Annotated in this window: 17 protein-coding genes and 2 pseudogenes; 14 read left to right on the top strand and 5 right to left on the bottom strand. The window is 60.6% G+C overall.

The genetic code is table 11. The features are described 5' to 3' along the window. Window positions 1–255 precede the first annotated feature (255 nt). Complete coding sequence (gene putA / locus ACY4LX_RS03650) at window positions 256–4,206, top strand: trifunctional transcriptional regulator/proline dehydrogenase/L-glutamate gamma-semialdehyde dehydrogenase (RefSeq protein ID WP_463259187.1); 3,951 nt, start codon at window positions 256–258, stop codon at window positions 4,204–4,206. A 166-nt stretch (window positions 4,207–4,372) separates the two neighbouring features. Beyond that, window positions 4,373–6,175 (top strand): acyl-CoA dehydrogenase, encoded by a 1,803-nt coding sequence (locus tag ACY4LX_RS03645; RefSeq protein ID WP_348133068.1) that lies wholly within the window; start codon window positions 4,373–4,375, stop codon window positions 6,173–6,175. A 140-nt stretch (window positions 6,176–6,315) separates the two neighbouring features. Here the strand turns inward: ACY4LX_RS03645 and ACY4LX_RS03640 are convergent, their stop codons facing one another. The 4 genes and pseudogenes from ACY4LX_RS03640 to ACY4LX_RS03625 form a co-directional block, all read right to left on the bottom strand. Next, a complete protein-coding gene (locus ACY4LX_RS03640) occupies window positions 6,316–7,047 on the bottom strand; it encodes a methyl-accepting chemotaxis protein (RefSeq protein ID WP_463260561.1) in 732 nt (243 codons plus the stop codon). A 132-nt stretch (window positions 7,048–7,179) separates the two neighbouring features. Beyond that, a pseudogene (locus ACY4LX_RS03635) lies at window positions 7,180–8,208 on the bottom strand (HAMP domain-containing protein); the annotation flags it as partial. 145 nt (window positions 8,209–8,353) lie between these two features. Next, window positions 8,354–8,656, bottom strand: a complete 303-nt coding sequence (locus ACY4LX_RS03630; RefSeq protein ID WP_123402505.1) for a cell division protein ZapA — start codon at window positions 8,654–8,656, stop codon at window positions 8,354–8,356. Continuing rightward, window positions 8,653–8,883, bottom strand: coding sequence for a hypothetical protein (locus ACY4LX_RS03625; RefSeq protein WP_008149645.1), 231 nt, complete (start codon window positions 8,881–8,883; stop codon window positions 8,653–8,655). The genes ACY4LX_RS03630 and ACY4LX_RS03625 overlap by 4 nt, the downstream gene beginning before the upstream one ends. A 275-nt stretch (window positions 8,884–9,158) precedes the next feature. Between ACY4LX_RS03625 and ACY4LX_RS03620 the strand changes: the two are divergent. The 9 genes and pseudogenes from ACY4LX_RS03620 to trxC all read left to right on the top strand — a co-directional run. Next, window positions 9,159–9,929 (top strand): annotated as a pseudogene (locus tag ACY4LX_RS03620) (MCP four helix bundle domain-containing protein); the annotation flags it as partial. Then, window positions 9,912–10,784, top strand: a complete 873-nt coding sequence (locus ACY4LX_RS03615; protein ID WP_371925560.1) for a methyl-accepting chemotaxis protein — start codon at window positions 9,912–9,914, stop codon at window positions 10,782–10,784. The pseudogene ACY4LX_RS03620 and the gene ACY4LX_RS03615, both read left to right, overlap by 18 nt. A gap of 297 nt (window positions 10,785–11,081) precedes the next feature. Continuing rightward, complete coding sequence (locus ACY4LX_RS03610) at window positions 11,082–12,824, top strand: potassium/proton antiporter (RefSeq protein WP_463259186.1); 1,743 nt, start codon at window positions 11,082–11,084, stop codon at window positions 12,822–12,824. A 34-nt stretch (window positions 12,825–12,858) separates the two neighbouring features. Beyond that, window positions 12,859–16,239, top strand: coding sequence for a mechanosensitive channel MscK (gene mscK / locus ACY4LX_RS03605; RefSeq protein WP_463259185.1), 3,381 nt, complete (start codon window positions 12,859–12,861; stop codon window positions 16,237–16,239). 48 nt (window positions 16,240–16,287) lie between these two features. Then, the gene (gene selO, locus ACY4LX_RS03600; RefSeq protein ID WP_463259184.1) at window positions 16,288–17,751 is read left to right on the top strand and encodes a protein adenylyltransferase SelO; all 1,464 of its coding nucleotides are present in this window, start codon (window positions 16,288–16,290) and stop codon (window positions 17,749–17,751) included. 42 nt (window positions 17,752–17,793) lie between these two features. Beyond that, the gene (locus ACY4LX_RS03595) at window positions 17,794–18,132 is read left to right on the top strand and encodes a DUF7716 domain-containing protein (protein ID WP_149659205.1); all 339 of its coding nucleotides are present in this window, start codon (window positions 17,794–17,796) and stop codon (window positions 18,130–18,132) included. Window positions 18,133–18,218: 86 nt separating this feature from the next. After that, window positions 18,219–18,755 (top strand): hypothetical protein, encoded by a 537-nt coding sequence (locus ACY4LX_RS03590; RefSeq protein WP_463259183.1) that lies wholly within the window; start codon window positions 18,219–18,221, stop codon window positions 18,753–18,755. 205 nt (window positions 18,756–18,960) lie between these two features. Beyond that, a complete protein-coding gene (locus ACY4LX_RS03585; protein WP_463259182.1) occupies window positions 18,961–19,284 on the top strand; it encodes a hypothetical protein in 324 nt (107 codons plus the stop codon). A gap of 136 nt (window positions 19,285–19,420) precedes the next feature. Beyond that, window positions 19,421–19,855, top strand: coding sequence for a thioredoxin TrxC (gene trxC / locus ACY4LX_RS03580; RefSeq protein ID WP_463259181.1), 435 nt, complete (start codon window positions 19,421–19,423; stop codon window positions 19,853–19,855). A 126-nt stretch (window positions 19,856–19,981) separates the two neighbouring features. Here trxC and ACY4LX_RS03575 read toward each other — a convergent pair whose 3' ends face one another. Then, window positions 19,982–20,752, bottom strand: a complete 771-nt coding sequence (locus ACY4LX_RS03575) for a ParA family protein (protein WP_054053184.1) — start codon at window positions 20,750–20,752, stop codon at window positions 19,982–19,984. A gap of 355 nt (window positions 20,753–21,107) precedes the next feature. Here ACY4LX_RS03575 and ACY4LX_RS03570 point away from each other — a divergent pair, with 355 nt between their 5' ends. Genes ACY4LX_RS03570 through ACY4LX_RS03560 form a run of 3 tightly spaced genes read left to right on the top strand, consistent with a single transcriptional unit; the run spans window position 21,108 to window position 22,859 of the window. After that, window positions 21,108–21,833, top strand: a complete 726-nt coding sequence (locus tag ACY4LX_RS03570) for a beta-ketoacyl synthase chain length factor (RefSeq protein WP_149659201.1) — start codon at window positions 21,108–21,110, stop codon at window positions 21,831–21,833. Further along, window positions 21,809–22,618, top strand: a complete 810-nt coding sequence (locus ACY4LX_RS03565; protein ID WP_149659200.1) for a lysophospholipid acyltransferase family protein — start codon at window positions 21,809–21,811, stop codon at window positions 22,616–22,618. The genes ACY4LX_RS03570 and ACY4LX_RS03565 overlap by 25 nt, the downstream gene beginning before the upstream one ends. After that, window positions 22,599–22,859 carry a phosphopantetheine-binding protein gene (locus ACY4LX_RS03560; protein ID WP_149659199.1) on the top strand — a complete coding sequence of 87 codons (261 nt, stop codon included), beginning with the start codon at window positions 22,599–22,601 and terminating at the stop codon, window positions 22,857–22,859. The genes ACY4LX_RS03565 and ACY4LX_RS03560 overlap by 20 nt, the downstream gene beginning before the upstream one ends. The last annotated feature ends 2 nt before the right edge of the window (window positions 22,860–22,861 follow it).

Genomic DNA, 22,861 nt, shown 5'->3' with positions numbered 1-22,861 from the left:
TTGAGAATAAGTTGCACCTAGTCGGATTTTCGTGAAAAAGCCTAGTTTTTGCTCCTTTTTAGAGCAGTCCTGGCCATTTACTAGAAGCAAAAGCACCAAGCAGAAGCGGCACGTTCGTACCGGAATTTAATTCCTGACGAGCTGCTTATTATTCCGACAAAAAAAGGGTTGCACCCGGTTGCACCTCTGCCAGCGCACAGCTAATCTTGCCGCCAGCTGATGCCACGCAGTCGTGGCAAACATGAGGATAAAAATATGGCTACCACCACCCTTGGGGTCAAACTTGACGACCCAACCCGCGAGCGCCTCAAGGCTGCCGCGACCTCGATTGATCGCACGCCGCACTGGCTGATCAAGCAGGCAATTTTCAATTACCTGGAAAAACTCGAGGGTGGTGCAACCCTGACCGAGCTGAGCGGTTTGACCAAGGATGCCGACGACGCCGTCGATGTGCCAACGGATCACGCCCATCAGTGCTTCCTCGAATTCGCTGAAAGCATCCTGCCGCAATCGGTGCTGCGCGCTTCAATCACTTCCGCTTACCGTCGCCCTGAGCCGGAAGTGGTGCCGATGCTGATCGAACAGGCACGCCTGCCAGCAGCAATGGCCGAAGCCACCAACAAACTCGCCTCCTCGATTGCCGACAAACTGCGCAATCAGAAAAGCGCCGGCGGCCGTGCCGGGATTGTTCAGGGCTTGCTGCAGGAATTTTCCCTGTCGTCCCAGGAAGGCGTGGCGCTGATGTGCCTGGCCGAAGCGCTGCTGCGTATCCCGGACAAAGGCACCCGTGACGCACTGATCCGGGACAAGATCAGCACCGGTAACTGGCAGCCGCACTTGGGCAACAGCCCGTCGCTGTTCGTCAACGCCGCCACTTGGGGCTTGCTGCTGACCGGCAAACTGGTCGCCACCCACAACGAAACCGGCCTGACTTCGTCCCTGAGCCGCATCATCGGCAAGAGCGGCGAGCCGATGATCCGCAAGGGCGTCGACATGGCCATGCGCCTGATGGGCGAGCAGTTCGTCACCGGCGAAACCATCGCCGAAGCCCTGGCCAATGCGAGCAAGTTCGAATCCAAGGGCTTCCGTTATTCCTACGACATGCTGGGTGAAGCCGCACTGACCGAGCACGACGCGCAGAAGTACCTGGCCTCGTACGAACAAGCCATCCACTCGATCGGCAAAGCCTCCCACGGTCGTGGGATTTATGAAGGCCCGGGCATTTCCATCAAGCTGTCGGCCCTGCACCCGCGTTACAGCCGTGCGCAGTACGAGCGTGTGATGGACGAGTTGTACCCGCGCCTGCTGTCGCTGACTTTGCTGGCCAAGCAATACGACATCGGCCTGAACATCGACGCCGAAGAAGCCGACCGCCTCGAGCTGTCGCTGGATCTGCTCGAACGCCTGTGCTTCGAGCCGCAATTGACCGGCTGGAACGGCATCGGTTTCGTGATCCAGGCGTATCAAAAGCGTTGCCCGTACGTGATCGATTACGTGATCGACCTGGCTCGCCGCAGCCGTCATCGCCTGATGATCCGCCTGGTAAAAGGCGCGTACTGGGACAGCGAAATCAAGCGCGCCCAAGTCGAAGGCCTGGAAGGCTATCCGGTCTACACCCGCAAGGTGTACACCGACGTTTCCTACATCGCGTGTGCGCGCAAATTGCTGTCGGTGCCGGAAGTCATCTACCCGCAATTCGCCACGCACAACGCCCACACCCTGTCGGCCATTTACCACATTGCCGGTCAGAACTATTACCCCGGCCAGTACGAGTTCCAGTGCCTGCACGGCATGGGTGAACCGCTGTACGAACAGGTTGTAGGCAAAGTTTCCGAAGGCAAGTTGAATCGTCCGTGCCGCGTGTACGCACCGGTCGGTACTCACGAAACACTGCTGGCGTACCTGGTACGTCGTCTGCTGGAAAACGGCGCAAACACTTCGTTCGTCAACCAGATTGCCGATCAGTCGATTTCGATCCAGGCGTTGGTGGCCGATCCCGTGGCCAGCATCGAGCAGATGGCGACGGTGGAAGGCGGCTTCGGCCTGCCGCACCCGCGTATCCCGCTGCCCCGCGACCTTTATGGTGCCGAGCGCGCCAACTCCAGCGGCATCGACATGGCCAACGAACATCGTCTGGCTTCGCTGTCCTGCGCCCTGCTGGCCACCGCACATAACAGCTGGAAAGCCGCGCCGATGCTCGGTTGCACGTCCAGCACTGAAACTCCTGCGCCAGTCCTGAACCCGTCGGATCTGCGTGACGTGGTCGGCTATGTCCAGGAAGCCACCGTCGAAGACGTCGACAACGCGATCCAGTGCGCACTGAATGCTGGCCCAATCTGGCAGGCCACCCCGCCCGCCGAACGCGCCGCGATCCTGGAACGCGCCGCCGATCTGATGGAAGGCGAGATTCAGCCGCTGATGGGCCTGCTGGCTCGCGAAGCCGGCAAGACCTTCGCCAACGCCATCGCCGAAGTGCGCGAAGCCGTGGACTTCCTGCGTTATTACGCGGTGCAGGCACGCAACGATTTCACCAACGACGCCCACCGCCCATTGGGTCCGGTGGTCTGCATCAGCCCGTGGAACTTCCCGCTGGCGATCTTCAGCGGCCAAGTGGCTGCTGCCCTCGCCGCCGGCAACCCGGTACTGGCCAAGCCTGCGGAACAAACCCCATTGGTGGCGGCTCAAGCCGTGCGTTTGCTGCTCGAAGCCGGTATTCCGGAAGGCGTGTTGCAACTGCTGCCTGGCCGTGGCGAAACCGTTGGTGCCCGTCTGGTGGGTGACGATCGGGTTAAAGGCGTGATGTTCACCGGCTCGACCGAAGTCGCGCGTTTGCTGCAACGTAACGTCGCCGGTCGTCTGGATGCACAGGGTCGTCCGATTCCGCTGATCGCTGAAACCGGCGGCCAGAACGCGATGATTGTCGACTCGTCGGCACTGACCGAACAGGTTGTGATCGACGTGGTGTCCTCGGCCTTCGACAGTGCCGGTCAACGTTGCTCGGCTCTGCGTGTGTTGTGCTTGCAGGAAGATTCCGCCGACCGTGTCATCGAAATGCTCAAGGGCGCCATGGCTGAATGCCGTCTCGGCAACCCGGAGCGCCTGTCCGTGGACATCGGCCCGGTGATCGACGCCGAAGCCAAGGCCGGCATCGAGAAGCACATCCAGGCCATGCGCGACAAAGGTCGCAACGTGTACCAGGTGGCTATCGCCGATGCCGAAGAAGTCAAACGCGGCACCTTCGTGATGCCGACGCTGATCGAGCTGGAAAGCTTCGACGAACTGCAACGGGAGATCTTCGGCCCGGTGCTGCACGTGGTTCGCTACAAGCGCAAAGACATCGACCAACTGATCGGCCAGATCAATGCGTCCGGCTACGGCCTGACCCTGGGCGTGCACACCCGGATCGACGAGACCATCGCCAAGGTGATCGACAACGTCAATGCCGGTAACGTCTACGTAAACCGCAACATCGTTGGCGCTGTGGTTGGCGTGCAGCCGTTCGGTGGCGAAGGTTTGTCGGGCACGGGGCCGAAGGCCGGTGGCCCGCTGTACCTGTACCGTCTGTTGTCGACCCGTCCTACGGATGCGATCGAACAATCCTTCGCTCGCGGTGACGCTATCGCGGCGCCGGATGTGCGTTTGCGTGATGCCATGAGCAAGCCGCTGACCGCCCTGCAAACCTGGGCCGACAGCCACAAGTTTGCCGACCTGAGCACCTTGTGCGTGCAGTTCGCCGCGCAATCGCAAAGCGGGATCACCCGCGTCCTCGCTGGCCCGACCGGCGAGCGCAACAGCTACGCCATCCTGCCGCGCGAACACGTGCTGTGCCTGGCGGAAGTCGAAGGCGATCTGCTGACGCAACTGGCGGCGGTATTGGCGGTGGGCGGTTCGGCGGTCTGGCCGGAAGCTGACTTGACCAAGGCCTTGTTCGCACGTTTGCCGAAGGAAGTTCAGGCGCGGATCAAGCTGGTTTCCGACTGGAACAAGGACGAAGTGGTGTTTGATGCGGTCCTGCATCATGGCCATTCCGATCAGTTGCGTGCGGTGTGCCAGCAAGTGGCCAAGCGTGCCGGGGCGATTGTCGGGGTTCACGGGTTGTCCCAGGGCGAGACCAACATTGCGCTGGAGCGGTTGGTGATCGAGCGGGCGTTGAGCGTTAACACGGCTGCTGCTGGAGGCAATGCCAGCTTGATGACCATCGGCTAAGCAGCAGCGGCAAGTTATAAGCTGCAAGCTGCAAGTAGAAGCAAACTGCTTTTACTTGCAGCTTGAAGCTTGTAACTTGTGCCGCCCCATCACCCCCATCTATCTTCCTTCCCCATTTTTATAAGCCAACCTAGACTGCGGCATACTTTTTTAAAGGTAGGCCGACATGTCCGAGACGTTGCTCAGTTCCCGCAATCTGGCTTTTGAGCTGTACGAAGTCCTCGATGCCGAGGGCCTGACCCAGCGTGAGCGGTTCGCCGAGCACAATCGCGAGACGTTCGACGCCGCCATCGGCACCGCCCGCAACATCGCCGAGAAGTTCTTCGCCCCGCACAATCGTAAGGGCGACGAGAACGAGCCGCGCTATGAGAACGGTCAGGCGATTCTGATTCCTGAGGTGAAACCGGCGGTGGATGCGTTCCTCGAGGCTGGTTTCCTCAACGCCGCGCGAAGTTTCGACGCCGGCGGCATGCAACTGCCTACGCTGCTGTCCCAAGCCTGTTTTGCCCACTTCCAATCCGCCAATGCGGCGTCGACCTCGTATCCGTTCCTGACCATGGGCGCGGCCAACCTGATCGAAAGTTTCGGCACCGAGGAACAGAAGCAGCGCTTCCTGCAACCGATGATCGACGGTCGCTTCTTCGGCACCATGGCATTGACCGAACCCCACGCCGGATCGTCGTTGTCGGATATTCGTACACGGGCCGAGCCGGCGTCTGACGGCACTTATCGACTCAAGGGCAACAAGATCTTCATTTCCGGCGGCGACCATCCGCTGTCGGAAAACATCGTGCACATGGTGCTGGCCAAGTTGCCGGACGCACCGGCCGGGGTGAAGGGGATTTCGCTGTTTATCGTGCCCAAGTTTCTGGTCAACGATGACGGCAGCCTCGGTCAGCGCAATGACGTGTTGCTGGCCGGGTTGTTTCACAAGATGGGCTGGCGCGGCACGACCTCCACCGCGCTGAACTTCGGCGATAACGGTGAGTGTGTCGGCTATCTGGTGGGCAAGCCGCACCACGGTTTGAGCTACATGTTCCAGATGATGAACGAGGCGCGGATTGGCGTCGGCATGGGCGCGGTGATGCTCGGTTACGCCGGGTATCTGTACTCGCTGGAGTACGCCCGCGAGCGGCCGCAGGGCCGGGTGCCGGACAGCAAGGATCCGAACACCGCGCCGGTGGCGATCATCCAGCACGCAGACGTCAAACGTATGCTGCTGACGCAAAAGGCCTACGTCGAAGGTTCGTTCGACCTGGGGCTGTACGCGGCGCGGCTGTTCGATGACACCACCACCCTTGAAACCGAAGACGCACGCAAGCAGGCCCATGAACTGCTGGATTTGCTCACGCCGATCGTCAAATCCTGGCCGTCGGAGTTTTGCCTGAAGGCCAACGAACTGGCGATCCAGATTCTCGGCGGCCACGGCTACACCCGCGAATACCCGGTGGAGCAGTACTACCGCGACAACCGTCTGAACCCGATCCATGAAGGCACCCACGGCATACAGTCCCTGGACTTGCTGGGGCGCAAACTCGCGCAAAACGGTGGTGCTGGCCTCAAGCAATTGATTCGCCTGATCGCCCACACCGCCGAGCGCGCCCAAGCCCACGAATCCCTGACTGCGCTGCGTGAGCCGTTGGAAAAACTGGTTGCACGCCTGCAAACCGTGACCATCGGCCTGCTGACGGATCTGGGCCAGGGCAAGGTCAACAGCAGCCTGGCGAACTCGGCGCTGTACCTGAAAGTGTTCGGTCACACGGTGATTGGCTGGCGCTGGCTGGAGCAGGCGATTCGCGCCGAGGAAGGGCTGGCCAAGGGTAATGCGGCGGATGTGAGCTTCTATAAGGGCAAGTTGCAGGCCGCGCGGTATTTCCTGACGTGGGAAGTGCCGGGTTGTCACCATGAGTTGGCGATTCTGGAGGCGCGGGATGATGTGTGTCTGAGCATGCAGGATGAATGGTTCTGACACCGGCCGATCGTTCCCACGCTCTGCGTGGGAATGCAGCCCGGGACGCTCCGCGTCCCATTAAAAGCGTGACGCGGAGCGTCACAGGAGGCATTCCCACGCGGAGCGTGGGAACGATCATTCGGCGTGGGAACGATCAGTCAGGTGAGTTTGAACCCACCCATCTGCCGCGCCAAATCATCCGCCAAGCGCTGCAACGTCTGACAATCCTCGCGACACGCCCTGACCTCCCCCGCCGTCGCCCGTGCCAGGTCGGAAATGCCCTGCACGTTGCGGTTGATTTCTTCGGTAACGGCGGACTGCTCTTCGGTCGCCGTCGCCACCTGATGGTTCATGTCGCTGATGCGCTCGATCTGCCCGGTAATCGCCGTCAACGAGGTCCCGGTACGCTGGCTCGATTCGACGCCGGTGCCGGTCGCGGCTTGCCCCGAATGCATCGACGACACGGCGTTTTCCGCGCCCTGCTTGAGGCTGCCGATCATCTGCTGAATCTCGTCGGTGGACGACTGTGTACGTCTGGCTAACGTGCGCACTTCATCCGCCACCACCGCAAAGCCGCGCCCCATGTCCCCGGCCCGCGCCGCTTCAATCGCAGCATTGAGCGCCAACAGGTTGGTCTGCTCGGAAATCCCGCGAATCACCGCCAGCACTTGATCGATAGACGCCACCTGATGCGCCAACTCGCCCACCGCCGTGGCCGCGACACCGATTTCATCGGACATGCTTTCTATATGCCGGATCGAACCACCGACCACTTCCCGCGCCTGCAGCGCTTCATCGCGAGCGCTTTGCGATGCCACTGCCGCGTTGCCGGCGTTCTGGGCGATTTCCTGCACGGTCAGGCCCATTTCGTGGACAGCGGTGGCCACCATGTCGGTCATTTCCTGCTGACGCCCGGAACGCTCGGCGGTGTTGTCCACCACCTTCGCCACTTGGCCGACGGCGGTGCGCAGACGTTCGCTGGTGGTCAAGACTTCGCCGATCATCTCGCGCTGACTTTCCAGGAAGCGGTTGAAGCCCCGGGCCAGGTCGCCCAGTTCATCGGCGCGGCTGGAATCTAACCGGTGGGTCAAATCTCCACCACCGCTACCGATGGCCACCAGTGCCGCTGTTACCTGACGAATCGGTCGCACCAAGCCACGGGCCAGCAACACCACCAGCATCAGGCACACCAGCGCCACCGCCAGGCCGATTGCGCTGCTGGTCCACATCGCGTGGCGGGCTTCGGCGTAGATCTGCGACTGAGGCACTTCGGCCACCAGGGTCCATCCGAGATCCCGCAGCGGCAGGCTCAATGCCAGAAAATCTTCGCCATCGCGGACAAAACTGCTGTTGGTGGCAACTTTTTGACCCATCACCGCTTGGGCCGCCGGGCCACCAATTTGCTCGGCCAACGTGCGCTTGCCACTGAACTGCGCCTCGGGATGAACCTGGATCAAACCGTCGGAACGCACGAGGTAGACCTTGCCGCGCTCCCCGAAGTTGAAGTTGTGGATCAGCTCCGACAGCTCTTTCATGCTCAGCCCCAAGCCCGCAACGCCCACGACTTTACCGGCCTGCTCGACCTTGAGGTCGATGAACAGCGCCAATTCTCCGGTCGCGGTGTCGTTATCGATATTGAGGGTGCGCGGCTGGTTGCTGTCGAGGAATGTGTAGAACCAGGCGTCTTTCGGGTTGGAGCGGCTGAGGGTGCGGTCCAGGCCTTTTTCCGTGAGGTAGTGGTTGGACGCCGTGCCGACGATCAGTGCGGTAAAGGCCTTGTGCTCGGCGCGGATGCCTTCCAGGTACTTCACGAAGGTGTCGGTCTGGGCACTGTTTTCACCCCCGGCCAACCAGTCGCGCACCATGCTGTTGCTGGCGATGTCCTTGGCGGCGGTGAGGGGTTGCACGAGGATGCGTTCGATGTCGTTGCGCATCGCTTCGATGCTCGACGGCAGCGCCTGTTCGACCAGATAGCTCTGGGCGAGACGGTTGACCACCAAGGTATAAACGCCAACCACGATCAGAATACTGACCAGCAGGGCGGTGCCCATACTCAGGATCAACTGCCATTGAATACTGCGTCGCCAGAACTGCATGGAGCACCCCCAAAGAATAAGAGGCTGAAACACTGCAACAGCCGTGCCGATTGTATACAACGCAAACGACAATTTTATTCTTTGGTTGTGCGCAAACCGATCAGGCCTGATTGATCGTCTTGGCGATTACTTCAACCGTGGCGCTGACTTGCTCTTGGTAACGGTCGAGTTCCTGCTGGTGCTGCTTTTTCATTTCGATCTGCTGGGAGCACAGATTCATCGCCGCCAGCACCAGCAAACGATCACCGATCAACGTCGGGTATTTGCGTTTGGTGTCGGCCAGGGCAGCCTTCAACATCATGGCGGCGTCCAGCAGGGTTTGCTCTTCCCCGGCCGGCGCCTTGATCGAATAGTCCTCCCCCAGGATCGAGACGACTTTTACCCCTGCGGCGCCCTGATTCATGCGCTGACAGGGCCGGCGCTGACGCGCTCGACCAGGGCCTGGATGCGGGCGGCGGTGGCGCCTTGTTTCTCTTCCTGTTCCATCAGGCTCAGTTGCAGGCTTTCGTTTTCATCCTTGGCCTGGGCCAGTTCGGCGCTCAGGGTCTGGTTGGTGCCGAGCAGAGTCTGGTTCTGTTGCACCAGGTCGCTGACCAGTTGTTCCAATTGACTCAGGGATGCTTCCAACATTTTGATTTTCCAAGCTTTTTCAAAGGGCGCGTACGATAAAGAAAAGTCACCACGGATGCCAGGGTTATTGGGGCGCAAGGCCTTGATTTTCCTGGCGGGCAACCTTGCTCGCGAGCTTTAAAGACTGTGATTGGCGGATCTGGTTCCTGCACTTCGTCGCCGCAGCCCGCGTGCGACAAATACGCGCAGGGGCTCAAGACTTTAGTCGTAGAACCGATAAGTCACTCATACAGCAGTCTCAGCCCCGCACGGATGCGCCTTTCACGGTAAACACCATGTCCCTTCGTAATATGAATATCGCGCCGCGCGCGTTCCTCGGTTTTGCCCTGATTGGCGCCCTGATGCTGATTCTGGGTGTGTTCGCCCTGAACCAGATGAGCAAGATCCGCTCGGCCGGCGAAGACATCGCCAACGCCAGCGTGCCGAGCATCAAGAGCCTGGACGAGTTCACCCAACTGACCCTGCGCCTGCGCGTGCTGTCCTACCGTTTGCTGATCAACCGCGAACCGGACGTGCAGCAGAAAACCATGGACCTGTTCGACGTGCGTAACCAGCAGATCCGCGACGCCCAGCGGGTTTACGAACCGTTGATCGACGGCCCGCAGGAACGTGCGGCTTATGATCAGTACGTGCAGTTGCTGGCGCAGTACCGTCAACTCGAAGACCGGATGAAGAGCCTGTCGCGCAACAACCAGATCGATGAGTTGCGCAGCATGCTCAACACCGAACTGCTGGCCAACTCTGAAGCGGTCAACAATGCCCTGGCGAAGCTGCTGGAGATCAATACCCAGCAGATTGCCGCGACCGATCAAGGGGCGAGCGATCAGTATTCGTCGTCGTTTAACCTGGTGATCACACTGCTGGTGATCGCCACCGGCCTGACCCTGCTGTTCGCCTGGCTGCTGACCAACAGCATCACCAAGCCCATCGCCAACGCCTTGAGCGCTGCGGAAGAAATTGCTGAGGGCAACCTGACACGTCCGATTACGGTCGATGGCGAAGACGAAGCCGGTCGCTTGCTGGCGGCCATGTCGAAAATGCAGGACAAGCTGCGCGATACCCTGCAGCGGATTTCCGGCTCGGCCACGCAATTGGCCTCCGCCGCTGAAGAGCTGAACAGCGTCACCGACGAAAGCGCCCGTGGCCTGACCCAGCAGAACAACGAAATCGAACAGGCCGCCACCGCAGTCAATGAAATGACCAGCGCTGTGGAAGAAGTCGCGCGCAACGCGGTGAGCACGTCCGAAGCCTCGAAAAACGCCACCACTTCCGCCGGTGACGGCCGTGACCTGGTGCAGGAAACCGTCAGCGCCATCGAACGCATGAGCGCCGATGTGCAGAGCACCGCGACCCTGATCGGCGATCTGGCCAACGAATCCCGCGACATCGGCAAAGTGCTGGACGTGATTCGTGGCTTGGCCGACCAGACCAACTTGCTAGCCCTGAACGCCGCGATCGAAGCGGCCCGTGCCGGTGAAGCCGGGCGTGGTTTTGCGGTGGTGGCGGATGAGGTTCGTGCCTTGGCGCACCGTACCCAGCAGTCCACCAGCGAAATCGAACGCATGATCGGCAGCATCCAGAGCGGCACCGAACACGCGGTGGATTCGATGCGTAACAGCACCGAGCGCGCCGAGTCGACGTTGAACATTGCCCGTGGTGCCGGGATGTCGCTGGACACGATCAACAGTGCGATTGTCGAGATCAACGAGCGCAACCTGGTGATCGCCAGCGCGGCCGAAGAGCAGGCGCAGGTGGCTCGCGAGGTTGACCGCAACCTGGTGAACATTCGCGATCTGTCGGTGCAATCGGCGACCGGGGCGAATCAGACCAGTGCGGCGAGCAATGAACTGTCGCGGTTGGCGCTGGACCTGAACAACATGGTTGGGCGGTTTAGCCTGTAATCCGTCAAGAGCAAAAGATCGCAGGCTTCGGCAGCTCTTACAGGACGTACGCCGGGCTGCGATCTTTTGATTGATCGTTCCCGCGCTCTGCGTGGGAATGCAGCCCGGGACGCTCCGCGTCCCATCGAGAGCCGAACGCGGAGCGTCCGTTGAGGCATTCCCACGCAGAGCGTGGCAACGATCGACACCACACCGTCAAAACCTTTTTGACAGCATCACATTTCAACAGGTTAGAATCGCTGGCACGCAGACTGCATGGTCAGTTTGTCCGCCTTTCAGCTTTCTGGAGTATTGCCTTTGAATGCGACGGCCATCAACAGCCTGTTCTTGATCGGCGCGTTGCTGGTAGGTGCAAGCATTCTGGTGAGTTCCCTTTCGTCCCGCCTCGGTATCCCGATTCTGGTGATTATCCTGGCCGTGGGCATGGTTGCTGGCGTCGACGGCGGCGGCATTATTTTCGATAACTACCCCACGGCTTATCTGGTCGGCAACCTGGCGTTGGCGGTGATCCTGCTCGACGGTGGCTTGCGCACCCGGGTCTCCAGTTTCCGCGTGGCGTTGTGGCCGGCGCTGTCGCTGGCCACGGTCGGGGTGTTGATCACCACCGGGCTGACCGGCATGGCCGCGGCGTGGCTGTTCAACCTGAACATCATCCAGGGCTTGCTGATCGGCGCCATCGTCGGCTCTACCGACGCCGCAGCGGTATTTTCGCTGCTGGGCGGCAAGGGCCTGAACGAACGGGTGACCGCCAGCCTCGAAATCGAATCCGGCAGCAACGACCCGATGGCGGTGTTCCTCACCGTGACCCTGATCGACATGCTCGCCAGTGGCCAGACCGGCCTGCACTGGAGCCTGCTCGGTCATCTGGTGCGTGAATTCGGCATCGGCGGCGTGATCGGTTTGGGCGGCGGCTGGGTCATGCTGCAACTGGTGAACCGCATCAACCTGGCCAACGGCCTCTACCCGATCCTGGTGATTGCCGGCGGCCTGCTGGTGTTCGCCCTGACCAACGCCTTGCACGGCAGCGGCTTCCTCGCCGTTTACCTGTGCGGGCTGGTGATCGGCAACCGCCCGGTGCGCAGCCGCCACGGCATTCTGCACATGCTCGACGGCATGGCATGGCTGGCGCAGATCGGCATGTTCCTGGTGCTGGGCCTGCTGGTCACGCCCCACGACTTGCTGCCGATCGCCCTGCCCGCTTTGGGCCTGGCGCTGTGGATGATCCTGTTCGCGCGGCCGCTGTCGGTGATGGTCGGCCTGCTGCCGTTCAAAGCCTTCCATGGTCGCGAAAAAGCCTTCATTTCCTGGGTCGGCCTGCGCGGCGCGGTGCCGATCATTCTGGCGGTGTTCCCGCTGATGGCCGGGCTGCCGCACGCCCAGCTGTATTTCAACCTCGCGTTCTTTATCGTGCTGGTGTCGCTGCTGGTACAGGGCACAAGCCTGCCGTGGGTCGCCAAACTGCTGAAGGTAACCGTCCCACCGGAGCCGGCACCGATCTCCCGCTCGGCGCTGGAAGTTCACGTCACCAGCGAGTGGGAGCTGTTCGTTTACCGCCTCGGCGCCGAGAAATGGTGCATCGGCTCGCCCCTTCGTGAACTGAAAATGCCCGAAGGCACCCGTATCGCGGCGCTGTTTCGTGGCCAGCAACTGCTCCATCCGTCGGGTAGTACGGTGCTGGAAGTCGACGATTTGCTCTGCGTGATCGGCCATGAACACAACTTGACGGCCCTCGGAAAACTCTTCAGCCAGGCGCCGCAACGGGGCCTCGATTTGCGTTTCTTCGGCGACTTCGTGCTCGAAGGAGACGCCCAGTTGGCCGCGGTTGCTGCGCTGTACGGGTTGAAAGTCGAAGGCATCGATCCGGACATGTCCCTGGGCCGCTTCATTGCCCAGAAGGTCGGCGGTGCACCGGTCGTGGGCGACCAGGTGGAGTGGAACAACACCATTTGGACGGTCGCGGTCATGGAAGGGAACAAGATCGGCAAAGTGGGCGTCAGATTCCCCGAAGGAAGTCGCCCGGGTCCCGGACTCTTCCTCTAAACTGCCATTCTTTTCACCTGATCGATCGGTCTCTATGCCAACCCTGCGCTCTTTGTTTGCCATTGCCCTGCTGGGCTTGAGTCTCTCCGTCGGTACCTTGCAAGCGGCGGAACCGCCGTCCAGCGAAGCCGTGCAGGGCAGCCTGGACCGGATCGCCGAGCGCAAACTGCCGGAAGCCGATCAAAAGGCGCTGCAAAACATCCTGCAGAGCACGCTGACCCAGCTCAACAGCAAGCGCGATTACGATCAGAAACTGATCGATCTGAAGCAGCAATTGGCCACGGCGCCCAAGCAGAACATCGAAAACCAGCGCGAACTGGCCCGGCTCAAGGGCACCAAGGTCGTGCCGATCGAGCAACGCTACGCCAATTCGTCGATCCAGCAACTCGAACAGATGCTGACCGAGCGTTCCACCCAACAAGGCAATCTGCAAAAAGCCCTGGCCGACGCCAACAGCCTGATCATCACCGCCCAGACCCGCCCCGAGCGCGCCCAGGCGGAGATCGCCGGCAGCCAGACGCGTATCCAGCAGATCAACAACATCCTCAAGGCCGGCAAAGATAACGGCAAGGCCTTGAGCATCGAGCAGCGTGACCAGCTCAACGCCGAACTCGCGGCGCTCAACGCGCTGATCCCGCTGCGCCGCCAGGAACTGGCCGGCAACAGCCAGTTGCAGGATCTGGGCAACAGCCAGCACGACTTGCTCTCGGAAAAAGTCGCGCGCCAGGATCAGGAAATCCAGGAACTGCAAACCCTGATCAACCAGAAGCGCCTGGCCCAGTCCCAAGAGACGGTGACCCAACAGTCCATCGAAGCGCAGAAGTCCGGCAGCAGCAGCCTCCTGGCCACCGAAAGCGCGGCCAACCTCAAGCTCTCGGACTACCTGCTCAAAAGCACCGATCGCCTCAACGAAGTCACCCAGCAAAACCTGCAAACCAAGCAACAGCTGGACAGTGTGACCCAGAGCGATTCGGCCCTGGACGAGCAGATCAACGTGCTCAAGGGCAGCCTGCTGCTGTCGAAGATTCTCTATAAACAGAAACAGGCCCTGCCGCGCCTCAAGCTCGACCGCGACCTGGCGGACCAGATCGCCGACATTCGTCTGTATCAATTTGAAGTCAGCCAACAGCGCGAACTGCTCAGCAACCCGGCGACCTATGTCGACAACCTGCTGGCTACCCAACCGCCGGAGCAAGTCACCCCGCAGTTACGCAAGAACCTGCTGGAGCTGGCCAATACCCGTGCCGACCTGCTGGAACGCCTGAACCGGGAATTGAGCGCGGTACTCAACGAATCGATCACCCTGCAACTCAACCAGAAACAATTGCTCAGCACCGCGCAAAGCCTGCGGGCGACCCTCGACGAGCAGATGTTCTGGATCCCCAGCAACAAACCGCTGGACCTGGAATGGATGCACGCCGTGCCGGAGCGTCTGCAACGGCAAGTCACCACGCTGCCATGGACCTCGAGCCTGAGCGAATTGAGCGATGGCCTGGTTCAGCGACCGCTGCTGTTCCTGCCCCTGGTGTTGCTGATCGGTGCCCTGCTGTGGCGCCGCAAGAGTCTGTATGCCCGCCTGAACAAGGTTCACCAGGACATCGGCCACTTCAAGCGTGACAGCCAGTGGCATACGCCCCAGGCGATCCTGATCAATATCCTGCTGGCGATGCCGGTGGCGCTGGGCCTGGCCTTGTGTGGCCTGGCCTTGCAGATCGACGCCCGTGGGCAGAACGCCAATATGGGCGCGGCACTCCTGCAAATGGGCCAGGCCTGGCTGGTGTTCTACACCGCCTACCGGATCCTCGCGCCGGGTGGCGTGGCCGAATTGCATTTCCGCTGGGAAAAGCCCCAGGTCGAATTCCTGCAAGGCTGGGTCCGGCGTCTCGGGCTGGTCGTGATGGCTCTGGTTGCGGTGGTGGCCGTCGCCGAATTGCAACCGGCGGCACTGGCCGATGACGTGCTGGGCATGCCGGTGGTGCTGACCTGTTACGCGTTGATGGCCTGGCTGCTCGGTCGCTTGCTGATCAGCAGCCCGACCCATGAGAGCGCGTCGCTGTTCCGCAAGGCCGTGGGGATTATTTTCACCGTCCTGCCGGTCGCGTTGTTCGTCGCCGTGTGCTTCGGCTACTACTACACCGCGCTGAAACTCAGTGACCGGTTGATCAACACCTTGTACCTGCTGATGTTCTGGCTGGTGATCGAAGCCACGTTCGTGCGCGGCCTGAGTGTGGCGGCGCGGCGCCTGGCGTATCAGCGTGCCCTGGCCAAACGCCAGGCGGCGAAAGAGGCTGGCGAAGGCGAAGCGGTGATCGAAGAGCCGACGCTGGACATCGAAAAGGTCAACGAACAGTCGCTGCGCCTGATTCGCCTGGCGCTGCTGGCCGGCTTCATCGCGGCGCTGTATTGGGTCTGGTCGGACCTGATTTCGGTGTTCTCGTACCTCGACAACGTAACCCTCTACGAATACACCAGCGGCACGGGCGCCAACTTGAGCATGGTGCCGATCAGCATCGGCGACTTGCTCGGCGCGCTGATCATCATCGGCATCACCTTCGCCCTGGCGCGCAACTTGCCCGGGCTGCTGGAAGTGTTGGTGCTGTCAAAGCTGAACCTGGCCCAGGGCAGCGCCTACGCCACCACCACCTTGCTGTCCTACGTGATCGCCGGCGTTGGTTTCGTCTCCACCCTGTCCACCCTCGGCGTCAGCTGGGACAAATTGCAGTGGCTGGTGGCCGCGCTCTCGCTGGGTATCGGTTTCGGGATGCAGGAGATTTTCGCCAACTTCATCTCCGGCATCATGATCCTGTTCGAACGCCCGGTGCGGATCGGCGACACCATCACCATTGGCAACCTGTCCGGCACGGTGAGCAAGATCCGCATTCGTGCCACGACCATTACCGACTTCGACCGCAAGGACATCATTGTCCCGAACAAGACGTTCATCACCGGGCAACTGATCAACTGGTCCCTGACCGACACCATCACCCGGGTGACCCTCAAGCTCGGCGTCGACTACGGCTCGGACCTGGACCTGGTCAAAGCCTTGTTGCTGCAAGCCGCCCGGGAAAACCCGCGAGTGCTCAAGGAACCCGAGCCACACGTGTACTTCCTGAACTTCGGCGAAAGCACCCTCGACCACGAGTTGCGCATGCACGTGCGCGACCTCGGCGACCGGAACCCGGTGCTCGATGAGGTCAACCGCTTCATCAACCGCGAGTTCAAAAAGCAGCACATCAACATCTCGTTCCGGCAGATGGAGGTGTACCTGAAGAACCTTCACGGCCAGGAATACAAGTTGGTACCGGTCGAGGAAGAGAACAAAAGTATCATCTCCCGCGAAGCGCCCCGTGACGCGCCCCTTGAGTCCACGCCCGACGTTCCGGAACAAGAGCCGCCTCCGACCAAACTCGACTAACCGTCTTATCCCTAGCAGAATGCTCGGACATTCTGCTGGAGATGGCCGTTGAAAGCCCTCGACGAACTGACCTTCGACAATCGTTTCGCCCGCCTGGGCGATGCGTTCTCAACCCACGTGCTGCCCGAGCCCATCGCTGCGCCGCGACTGGTGGTCGCCAGCCCCGCCGCCATGGCGCTGCTGGACCTGGACCCGGCCGTGGCCGAGACGCCGGTGTTCGCCGAACTGTTTGGCGGGCACAAGCTCTGGGCCGAAGCCGAACCCCGGGCGATGGTCTATTCCGGGCATCAATTCGGTTCCTACAACCCGCAACTGGGCGATGGTCGCGGTTTGTTGCTGGGCGAGGTGTACAACGAAGCGGGCGAGCACTGGGACTTGCACCTCAAGGGCGCCGGTCAGACGCCGTACTCTCGGATGGGCGATGGACGGGCGGTACTGCGTTCATCGATCCGCGAGTTTCTCGCCTCCGAAGCGCTGCATGCCCTGAACATTCCGACCACCCGCGCCCTGTGCGTGATCGGCTCCGATACGCCGGTATGGCGCGAGAAACAGGAACGCGCGGCCATGGTCCTGCGCCTGTCGCCGAGCCACGTGCGCTTCGGCCATTTCGAATATTTCTACTACACCAAGCGCCCCGAACAGCAAAAGGCCCTCGGCGAACACGTGCTGGCCATGCACTTCCCCGAATGCCTGGAGCAGCCGGAACCCTACCTGGCGATGTTCCGCGAAATCGTCGAGCGCAACGCCGAACTCATCGCCAAATGGCAGGCCTACGGCTTCTGCCACGGGGTGATGAACACCGACAACATGTCGATCCTCGGCATCACCTTCGACTTCGGCCCGTTCGCCTTCCTCGACGACTTCGACGCCAACTTCATCTGCAACCACTCCGACGACCAGGGCCGCTACTCCTTCAGCAACCAGGTGCCGATCGGCCAGTGGAACCTCAGCGCCCTCGCCCAGGCCCTGACGCCGTTCATCAGCGTCGACGCCCTGCGCGAAACCCTCGGCCTGTACCTGCCGCTGTACCAGGCTCACTACCTCGACCTGATGCGCCGCCGCCTCGGCCTGACCACCGCTGAAGATGACGATCAGAAACTGCTGGAGCGTCTGCTGCAATTGATGCAGAACAGTGGCGTTGATTACACGCTGTTCTTCCGTCGTCTGGGCGATGAATCAGCCGAGTTGGCCGTCGCTCGCTTGCGTGATGACTTCGTCGACATCAAGGGCTTTGATGCCTGGGGCGAGCAGTATGTGGCCCGGGTTGGCCGCGAAGGACCGCTTGATCAAGAACAGCGCCGGGTTCGGATGCATGCGGTTAATCCGCTGTACATCCTGCGCAACTACCTGGCGCAGAAGGCCATCGATGCGGCGGAGAGCGGTGACTACTCGCAAGTTCGTCGCCTGCATGCGGTGCTGAGCAACCCGTTCGAGGAGCAAGCCGGGATGGAAAGCTACGCCGAGCGGCCGCCGGAGTGGGGCAAGCATCTGGAGATCAGTTGTTCGTCGTGAGATCCATCAGGTAAACGCTTACTCAATGAACAGGGACGTTCCATGCATTACCAACAGCATCTCAGCGTCGGCGAACTGATCGCGATACTCAGAAAACAGGAAAAAACCCTGCATTTCTGTGTCTATGGCGCTCAGCACTCCAGCACCATCACCTTGCAGACCTTGTGCGTGATCGACGCCTTTCCCCAGATCACCGACAACGACGAAGAAATTTACCCGGACTTTGTCGTCCACCAAGGGCTGGAGTTCTGGTTCAGCGACGAACTACTGGAGGATGTGGTGATGAGCGCGTTGCATCACAAACCGTCAGTGACAGACTCCGAACTGCTCAAAGCAATCGGGCATTACGCCGAGCACGATTGCTTCATGAATTTCGACTGATCCCTTTCCAGTAAACCCGTGAAATTTCACGACAAGGACGTTCCCGTGCCTTTCTGTAACACCCCGCAGCAGGATGAGGTATTGGTGTGATCAGCAAAAGCGATCTTGAAGGGCTGCTGATCCTGGGTTTTGGAGTGATCGTGCTGCTCAAGGTGACTCCCATTGCCTGGGAGTATTTTTCCTTGGCCCTAACGACCCGAAGCGTAATCAGGAACGCCGTGCCGGTTCGTCAACTAAGCGACGAAGAAAGAGCCGCGCTCGCATTTCTTGGTGGTCCCGCCAGGTTTTATGTTGATTGGGTCGGCGTCACGCAACTGCCGCTGCACAAACTGGCCACCGCGCAAGGCGCGAAAGCTGCGGTTTATCAACTACGCGGGCCGTTAGGCGGATGGGGCTACCAGATGCACCCGGGGGGCGAGGTGCATTACGCGATACAAGGTGCAGAAGTATTTATGCCGCTCGAAGACATTACCGCCTGCACGACCAAGGACAACATTGTCGAGGTCGTGTTCTGCAAAAAAATCGGGGTCATCCTCACCTGCAATAACCAGTACTCCATTGTCGACACCAGCGATAAATGGCAGATATTGTTTCAATCACGCAAGGACGGCCCGTCGTCGTGATGATCCCCTCTGGCGAAAAGGACTTCGCCACCCACGACCCGTATTCGACCACACCCCCACTGATGAGCTGGTCGGTCAAGGTCCAGACCCGGCCGACCGGAGCATGGAATATCGCCATGTCGGTACTTGTTCTGCCAGGAATCGTCGTTCTGGCCAACAGCCTGTATGAAAGCCACTTCGGCCCACCCGGCCATGGGGGAAATCCGTGCTGTTCAACAGCGTCTTTGGCGTGGCCTGGCTGCTGATCATGGGCTACTTGTGGGTCATGATGGGTCGCCGCAAGACCGTCCACCACTACAGCATCCACCACTGGCTAGGGCTGGACATTGAGGCGCGCTCGGAGATCTCGCTGCCCTGGAGTTCGTATCAGCGAGTGCTGATCGATCGCCCAAACAACCGGGTTGTCGCGTGTCAGGCGGACCGCAATGACAGGTTCGATGTGCATCTGCCGGAACACCTGCTGGATCGCTTCCTCAGCATCCTGGGCTCGTTGCTGCCAGACACCGCGCCGTTCATACAATACCGCTGATTTCGCGCACCAGCCCTGGACCTCATTGCCAGTCTGAGTGCGCCAGTCCACGGTAGTGGATCTCTCAGGCAACTTGATATTCGCCCGCGCGCCACCATCTACCCTGCTTCTTATCGATTTTTGCGGAGCCGCGCGCATGACCGAGCCACTGCTAATCCCCTGCCCCCACTGCAACGGCCTCAACCGCATCCCCGCCGAGCGCCTCAGCGATCATCCGAAATGCGGGCGCTGCAAGGCCGGGGTGTTGCTGAGCAAGCCTTTCGAATTGAAGCAAGGCGATTACGCCAGCCAGATCAAGGGTGATCTGCCGTTGCTGGTGGACGTGTGGGCGGAGTGGTGTGGGCCGTGCAAGTCGTTTGCGCCGGTGTTTGAACAGGCGGCGGGGCAGTTGGCGGGGAAGTGTCGATTGGCCAAGCTTGATAGTGAGGCGAATCAGCAGTTGTCGGCGCAGTTGGGGATTCGTTCGATTCCGAGCCTGATTCTGTTCAAGAACGGCCGGGAAGTGGCGCGCCAGAGCGGGGCGTTTCCGTTGCCGCAGTTGATGAGCTGGTTGCGTAGCCAGGGGATTTGAACGAGATCTCGAAAACACCGCGAAACCGTAGGAGCGTGGCTTGCCCGCGAAGGCGAACTGACATTCAACGACAGCGTTGAATGTTAAACCCTCTTCGCGGGCAAGCCACGCTCCTACAAAGGGCAGTCAGGCGTTTTCCAGCAAATTGTGCAACTCGACAAACTGCTGCGTCAGCTTGTGCCGCGGGTCGAGGTGGATCAGCGGCGTATTGGCCTGGTGCGATTCACGCATGCGAACCGAGCTGCCCAGGTACACCGGCAGCACCGGCAGGCCTTCGGCGATCAGTTCGTCGAGGATTTGCTGAGGCAGGCTCGCACGGGCCTGGAACTGATTGACCACAATGCCTTCGACTTCCAGCCCCTCGTTGTGGTCTTCCTTCAACTCTTCGATTTCCGCCAGCAGGCCGTACAGCGCCTGACGTGAAAAGCTGTCGCAATCAAACGGGATCAGCACCCGATCAGCGGCAATCAACGCCGACACCGCATAGAAGTTCAGCGCCGGCGGGGTGTCGAGGTAGATCCGGTCGTAGTCTTCGCTCAACTCATCCAGCAGTTTGCGCAACTTGTTGATCTTGTGTTTGGCCTCAAGCTTGGGCTGCAAGTCGGCCAGTTCGGCGGTGGCGGTGATGACGTGGAGGTTATCGAACGGAGTTTCGTAGATATCCACCTGGTTTTTCTTCGAGAACGGCCCGGAAGACAGGGTCTGCTTGAAGAAATCGGCAATGCCCATGGGGATGTCATTGCCGGTGAGGCCGGTCAGGTACTGAGTGGAGTTGGCCTGGGCATCGAGATCCACCAACAGGGTGCGATAGCCCTCGCTGGCACTGACCGCTGCCAGATTGCAGGCGATGCTGGATTTACCCACACCGCCTTTCTGATTGAACACCACGCGCCGCATGTCAAAACCTCCGTGTACCAAAGAATGACCGAGTGTAGTTGTCCAAAGCGCTGCTTAGCTACCTCGCGGGCAAGGGGACTACACAGTCAGACGTAATCCCCTGGCGAAAAAGCCGCGAACTCGTCGGTTGATTGCAGACAGGGACGACAGACTTGCTTGCCGCAACGTGGATAATGGCCAAACGACAGCTTTTTCACGAACCAAGCGGTACATTTGTTTGCGCAAACTGTAACCAGTATTTGCTACACGCCGGCCGCACCGGGATAATGCGCGCCACTCGGCGTTAAGCGCCACGTCAGGTCGGCTGTGGATTTTGCGACCGGCCCGTCAAGGAAAGCCCGCAGGGGCGGGATGAATCTTTGTGATCAACTTCAACATCGCCCAATGGCGCGCATGGGCCCCTGGGCTCGAAAGCGTGGACGATTGGCAGGCCTGGAGCCGACAACCGGTCGCACTCCCATGCAGCGATGCCGCCCCCGATGTGTCGTTCCTGCCGGCCATGCAGCGTCGTCGACTCAGTCGCCTGGCGCGGATGGCCTTTAGTGTGGGCTGGCCGTTGGCCGATGGTCGGCAGGACCTACCGTTGGTCTTTATTTCCCGTCACGGCGAAACCCCGCGCACCTTCGACATTCTCAGTGACCTGGCGGCCGATCAGCCGCTGTCACCGACCCAATTCAGCCTGTCTGTGCATAACGCGGTCATCGGTCTGTGGTCGATCATGCGCGGCGAAACCAGCGAGATGACGGCCCTGGCCGCCGCTGGCGACGGCCTTGAACACGGCATGCTTGAGGCCGCGGCGCTACTTTCCGAGGGCGCGCCCGCCGTTCTGCTGGTGGTTACTGAAGAACAACCGCCCAAGGCCTACTCGGCCTGGATCGACGATGTGCCCTTCCCTTATGCGGTCGGTCTGCTGCTCACCCCCGGCACCGACTGGCAGCTGTCCCTGAACAGCAACCCGGATGCACTGTCCAACGCTCACTGGCCCCATGCCCTGAATCTATTGCGTACCCTGCTCGGCCAGCAGTCAACCTGCCAACATGCCTGGAAAAATCGTGTATGGACCTGGCAACGCAACCTGTAGCCGATAAAAACCGCGACGCCTATTACTGGCGCCTGCTGGCCACCGCCGTGAGCTTCACCCTGTTCGGGTTGGGCGGGCTGTGCCTGCGGCTGCTGGTTTTTCCGCTGCTCGGCTGCCTGCCCGGCGATGCCCAGGCCCATCGGCTGCGGGCGCGCAAAACCGTCAGTCGCTGTTTCTGGTTTTTTGTCCGGTTCATGGCCCGTGCAGGAGTGCTGACCTACGACATCCAGGGTGCGGAAAAACTCGGCCGTGCGGGGCAGATGATCATCGCCAACCACCCGTCGCTGATTGACGTGGTGTTCCTGATCGGCCTGGTGCGCCACGCCAACTGCGTGGTCAAAAAAAGCCTCTGGGAGAACCCCTTTACCCGCGGTCCACTGCGCAGCACCGAATACATCAGCAACGATGGCAGCATGGACATGCTCGACGCCGCGGCCGATGCCCTCAAAAGCGGCCAGACCCTGATCATTTTCCCCGAAGGCACGCGCACCCAACCCGGCCAGGCGCCAGCCTTTCATCGGGGTGCCGCGGCCATTGCCCTGCGCGGTGCGAAAATCCTCACCCCGGTGATCATCAAGGTCAGCCCGAGCACATTGACCAAGGCCGAGCCCTGGTATCGGATACCAAAACGTCGCGTGCACTTCAGTTTCCGTGTGGGTGCCGATATAGACCCACAAGCCTTCGCCGCGCAAGGCGCTCCCCCGCAGGCTTCGCGCAAGCTCAACGACTATCTGCATCACTACTTTATTAAGGAGCTCGCCGAAGATGAGCGATCTGCACCGTGACATAAAACTACTGATCATCGACGCCCTGGGCCTCGAAGACATCAGCATCGACGACATCGGCGACGACCAGACCCTGTTTGGCGAAGGCCTGGGCCTGGACTCGGTAGACGCCCTGGAACTCGGCCTGGCGATCCAGAAAAAGTACGGCATCAAGATCGACGCCGACGCCAAGGACACCCGTAATCACTTCACCAACGTGGCGAGCCTTGCGGCGTTCGTCACTGCAAAACAGGCAGCTTGAGA

Source organism: Pseudomonas sp. Emmai (genome assembly GCF_055179735.1).
Note: the sequence above shows the minus strand (reverse complement) of the source record. Positions and strands in the feature narration are given on the sequence as shown.